At 61.1% G+C, this 3,811-nt stretch carries 5 protein-coding genes; 3 read left to right on the top strand and 2 right to left on the bottom strand.

Translation table 11 applies throughout. The annotated features are described in order from the left end of the window. The first annotated feature begins 159 nt into the window (after positions 1-159). Positions 160-1,401 (top strand): bifunctional glutamate N-acetyltransferase/amino-acid acetyltransferase ArgJ, encoded by a 1,242-nt coding sequence (gene argJ, locus NW812_RS10910; protein WP_414396838.1) that lies wholly within the window; start codon positions 160-162, stop codon positions 1,399-1,401. A 19-nt stretch (positions 1,402-1,420) separates the two neighbouring features. On the opposite strand, the gene psbH is transcribed toward argJ, so the two are convergent. Continuing rightward, the gene (gene psbH / locus NW812_RS10905; protein WP_414361343.1) at positions 1,421-1,624 is read right to left on the bottom strand and encodes a photosystem II reaction center phosphoprotein PsbH; all 204 of its coding nucleotides are present in this window, start codon (positions 1,622-1,624) and stop codon (positions 1,421-1,423) included. A 242-nt stretch (positions 1,625-1,866) separates the two neighbouring features. Here psbH and psbN point away from each other — a divergent pair, with 242 nt between their 5' ends. Together psbN and dapF are read left to right on the top strand one after the other, a co-directional pair. Continuing rightward, positions 1,867-1,998, top strand: a complete 132-nt coding sequence (psbN, locus tag NW812_RS10900; RefSeq protein WP_414396835.1) for a photosystem II reaction center protein PsbN — start codon at positions 1,867-1,869, stop codon at positions 1,996-1,998. A gap of 23 nt (positions 1,999-2,021) precedes the next feature. Next, positions 2,022-2,891 carry a diaminopimelate epimerase gene (dapF, locus tag NW812_RS10895; protein WP_414396833.1) on the top strand — a complete coding sequence of 290 codons (870 nt, stop codon included), beginning with the start codon at positions 2,022-2,024 and terminating at the stop codon, positions 2,889-2,891. Between the two features lie 6 nt (positions 2,892-2,897). Here dapF and NW812_RS10890 read toward each other — a convergent pair whose 3' ends face one another. Next, positions 2,898-3,539 (bottom strand): hypothetical protein, encoded by a 642-nt coding sequence (locus NW812_RS10890; protein WP_414396831.1) that lies wholly within the window; start codon positions 3,537-3,539, stop codon positions 2,898-2,900. Between the last annotated feature and the right edge of the window lie 272 nt (positions 3,540-3,811).

The raw sequence follows: 3,811 nt of genomic DNA, 5'->3' as shown, positions 1-3,811 counted from the left end.
GCTAGTTTATCAGGGGAAACCTTGGATAAAATGCTGCGCCTTACATCCCCACCTTCAAAGGCGGGGCCTTACGGCGCTTTTTGGTAAAGTTCTAACAACACCACTCTGCTCCCAGCGCAAAAGCCGGCCCGCTTTGCTAGGAGCTGCGCAGCCGCCAGTATGACCAGACCCATTCCACCAGATCTAGGAGCCCAGTTTAAACCGGTTGCAGGTGCTGTAACTGCCCCCCGTGGCTTCCGCGCTGCCGGCGTAGCCGCTGGCCTCAAGCCCTCCGGCGCCGCCGATCTGGCCCTGATTGTTTCCGACAGCGAGGCGGTAGGGGCTGGCGTTTTCACCACCAACCAGGTTAAGGCCGCCTGCGTCACCTACAACCAGAGCATCCTCGCCCAAGGCCAGCCGGTGCGGGCCATCCTCTGCACTGCCGGCCAAGCCAACGCCTGTACAGGCGAAGAGGGGGAGCGCAACAATGCCCAACTGGCCCGCTGGGTGGCAGAGCGGCTGGGGATCCCCTCCCACCAGGTGCTCACCGCCTCCACAGGGGTCATTGGACGACAACTGGAAATGGCCAAAATCAAGGCGGCCCTGCCCCACCTTATCGACCGCCTCTCGCCGGCAGGAGGAGAGAGCGCTGCCCGCGCCATCCTCACCACTGATCTAGTTCCCAAGAGCACGGCTCTGGAGGCTAACATTGACGGCTACACCGTCAGGGTAGGAGGCATCGCCAAGGGATCCGGCATGATCCACCCCAACTTGGCGACGATGCTGGCTTTCTTAACCTCCGATGCGGCTGTGGATCCCCCACTCTGGCAGCAGATCCTCAAAGAGGCTGTTGACCTCAGCTTTAACCAGATCACCGTGGATGGGGATACCAGCACCAACGACATGGTTCTGGCTCTGGCCAACGGCCAAAGCGGGATCCCCACGGTGCAAGCGGGTACAAAAGCTGCCCAAGCCCTAGCCGAGATGGTTGCCCAGGTTTGCATTCACCTAGCTAAGGCCATTGCCCGCGACGGGGAGGGAGCCACCAAGTTGCTGGAGATCCGGGTGCAGGGCGCCCCCGACGACCGGTCGGCTCGGCAGATAGCCCGTGTCATTGCCAGCTCTCCCTTGGTCAAGGCAGCAGCCTTTGGGGGCGACCCCAACTGGGGACGGGTGGCCGCTGCCGCTGGGCGAGCAGGGATCCCTTTTGACAGCCGCCTTCTGGAGATCCGGCTGGGAGATTTTCTGCTTCTAGAGAAGGGAATGCCTCTCCCCTTTGACCGCCAGGCTGCTTGCAAGTACCTCAAGGGGGATCCCGTCGTCTTTACGGTGGACCTCCACCAGGGGCCCGGTCAGGGCGTGGCCTGGGGCTGCGATCTCAGCTACGACTATGTGCGCATCAACGCCGAGTACACCACCTAGGCCGCTTGGCAAGCCCAAACTAGAAGCTGAGGCTCTCCCAGGAGACGTTGATGTCTTCCAGCAGCAGGGACTTGTTGTAGATCTCCAGGAGGATCAGCATGAAGATGCCAAACAGCACCATGAAGACTGCCATTAGAGGCGTGGTGCCCCAGCCGGGGGCTACTTTGCCGTATTCTGAGTTCAGCGGACGCAGCAGATCGCCCAGTCGGGTACGAATGGCCATGGTTCTCGCCGTAGGCTAAGAAGGAACAAAGCTGGCGGCGGATCCTCTAAAGACTCAATGCCGCAAGAACAGCCATCTTTAGATCACGCTACCAGAATCTGGCCCCACCCCTTTGCCGATAGCAATGAATCTTGACATCCCTTCTCCTTGCCCGGCACAGGATTCCGTGCATGTCGCCGCTGAGGCGCAATGTTTTGTAAACTTGTGTAATACTCTAGAGAGACTCTCTCGGGATCCCAGCGATGGAAGCTAGCCTCTCCCTCATCGTGGCTATTGTGGCCACTACTATTGTCATTACCGCCTTTGCCATCTACACCGCCTTCGGACCTCCTTCCAAGAACTTGAAGGATCCCTTCGAAATGCACGAGGATTGAAGCCCGTTGTCTTGTTGCACTGCATGGCTGCCCGGCTGCCCTCCCATCTCACCTTCCACAAGTACCAGGGGTTGGGAAACGATTTCATCTTGGTGGACAATCGCCACCAGCCCCAGCCCTGTCTGACACCAGAAGAGGCCATTGCCCTCTGCGATCGCCGCTTTGGCGTGGGGGCGGATGGGGTCATTTTCCTGCTGCCGGGGCAGGAGGGGGCTGATTTCAGCATGCGCCTGTTCAACAGCGACGGCTCGGAAGCGGAGATGTGCGGCAACGGCATCCGCTGCCTGGCTCGCTTTTTGCAGGATCTGGGGATCCCCGCCCAGGATGGCGCCTACCAGATCCACACCTTGGCAGGGCGGATTGTGCCGCGGGTGCAGCCCGATGGCTTGGTAACAGTGGACATGGGGATCCCTCGCCTTTTGGCCCAGCAGATTCCCACCACGCTAGTCGGGCCAGAGGAAAAGGTGGTGCGGCAACCGCTCCGAGTGGCCGGGCGGGAGTGGTGGGTGACGGCAGTGAGCATGGGCAACCCCCATTGCGTGGTCTTTCTGGAGGAGGAGGGATCCCTGGAGAAACTGGACTTGGAAAGGGTGGGCCCCCTGTTTGAGCATCACCCCGCCTTTCCCGAGCGCACCAACACCGAATTTGTGCAGGTGCTCAGCCCTAACCACCTGCGGCTGCGGGTTTGGGAGCGAGGGGCAGGGGCGACGCTGGCCTGTGGAACAGGGGCTTGTGCCGCCCTAGTAGCTGCCGTCTTGGAAGAGCGGGCCGAGCCCCAGGCCACGGTAGAGCTGCCGGGAGGAAACCTGGAGATTCGCTGGGATCTTGACACCCAACACGTGTGGATGACAGGGCCGGCCCTGCCCGTTTTCCGCGGCACCACTGCCGAGTGAGCGCTTTCAGGATCCCAACCCCACTAGGAGAAGGGCCAGCAAGGTGAGAATCCCGTGGGCAGGGCTCCAGCCCTGGTGCCAGATCATCAGCACTGCCAGGCCCAGCCAGACCAGCCCCAGCCCTAGGCCGAGGCGTAGGAACAGAGGGGGAGCCCCCTGGTTGAGGGAGCGTTTGAGCCAGGGGAAGATCACCCCCAAGCCAAAGGCCAACCCCACGGGGATCCAGTCCATCCAGCCCGTCCGCTCCCAGCCCAGCAGGTAGAAGCCACCCAGGCAAAGACCAAAGCCAAAAAGCAGCACCCGCATGGCGGGATAGTCTTGCCGGTAGCTGGAGGCGCGGCTCCAAGCTCCCTCAGGCTTGCTTGGGCTCAACGGCTCGACCACAAAGCTTTCGCTCCACTCCGGCGCTGCTTCAGTTTGGCCACGGCACCAAAGGTAAACGTTGACTTTGCGCAGCCCCTGCAGCAGCGAGGCCTCTACAGCGCTGCGCACCACCTCCATTACTTGTTGTGTGTCCACCCCATCGCCGGGCAGCCGTTCCAGCAGCACATTCAGCACCTGACCCTTCAGCTCGGCGCGGCCAAACAGCCGCAGATCGGCTAGCTTGTAGTCGAGGATTTGGTTTAGGGTCTTAAGCTGGCGGCGCATGGATCTCGGCACCCAGCCGTCTCGACTAGAACCAGTTTAGCGGTCGGGGAAGAGGCAGGGGAAAAGCGGGATCCAAGGCATTGACATTCTCCCTGCCCTAAAGGGGAGGGATTTTTTCTCAGACAGCAGGATGGCTCCTACCGGCTGAGCTACAAAGCGCTCCGCGCCGCCGTAAGCGAAAGAGCATGAGGCTGGAACCTCAACCCTATGGGGGATGCCATAACCCCAACTACTGGGCCTAAGCCCAGATACGTTCTGCGAAGGTTGATTGC

The organism is Synechococcus sp. O70.2, assembly GCF_047462135.1.
Taxonomy (GTDB): domain Bacteria; phylum Cyanobacteriota; class Cyanobacteriia; order Thermostichales; family Thermostichaceae; genus Thermostichus.
Note: the sequence above shows the minus strand (reverse complement) of the source record. Positions and strands in the feature narration are given on the sequence as shown.

What these genes read in the sequence shown, in the direction of transcription:
- argJ (WP_414396838.1), top strand. Translation starts at nt 160, where the DNA reads ATGACCAGACCCATTCCACCAGATCTAGGAGCCCAGTTTAAACCGGTT.
- psbH (WP_414361343.1), bottom strand. Translation starts at nt 1,624, where the DNA reads ATGGCCATTCGTACCCGACTGGGCGATCTGCTGCGTCCGCTGAACTCA.
- psbN (WP_414396835.1), top strand. Translation starts at nt 1,867, where the DNA reads ATGGAAGCTAGCCTCTCCCTCATCGTGGCTATTGTGGCCACTACTATT.
- dapF (WP_414396833.1), top strand. Translation starts at nt 2,022, where the DNA reads ATGGCTGCCCGGCTGCCCTCCCATCTCACCTTCCACAAGTACCAGGGG.
- NW812_RS10890 (WP_414396831.1), bottom strand. Translation starts at nt 3,539, where the DNA reads ATGCGCCGCCAGCTTAAGACCCTAAACCAAATCCTCGACTACAAGCTA.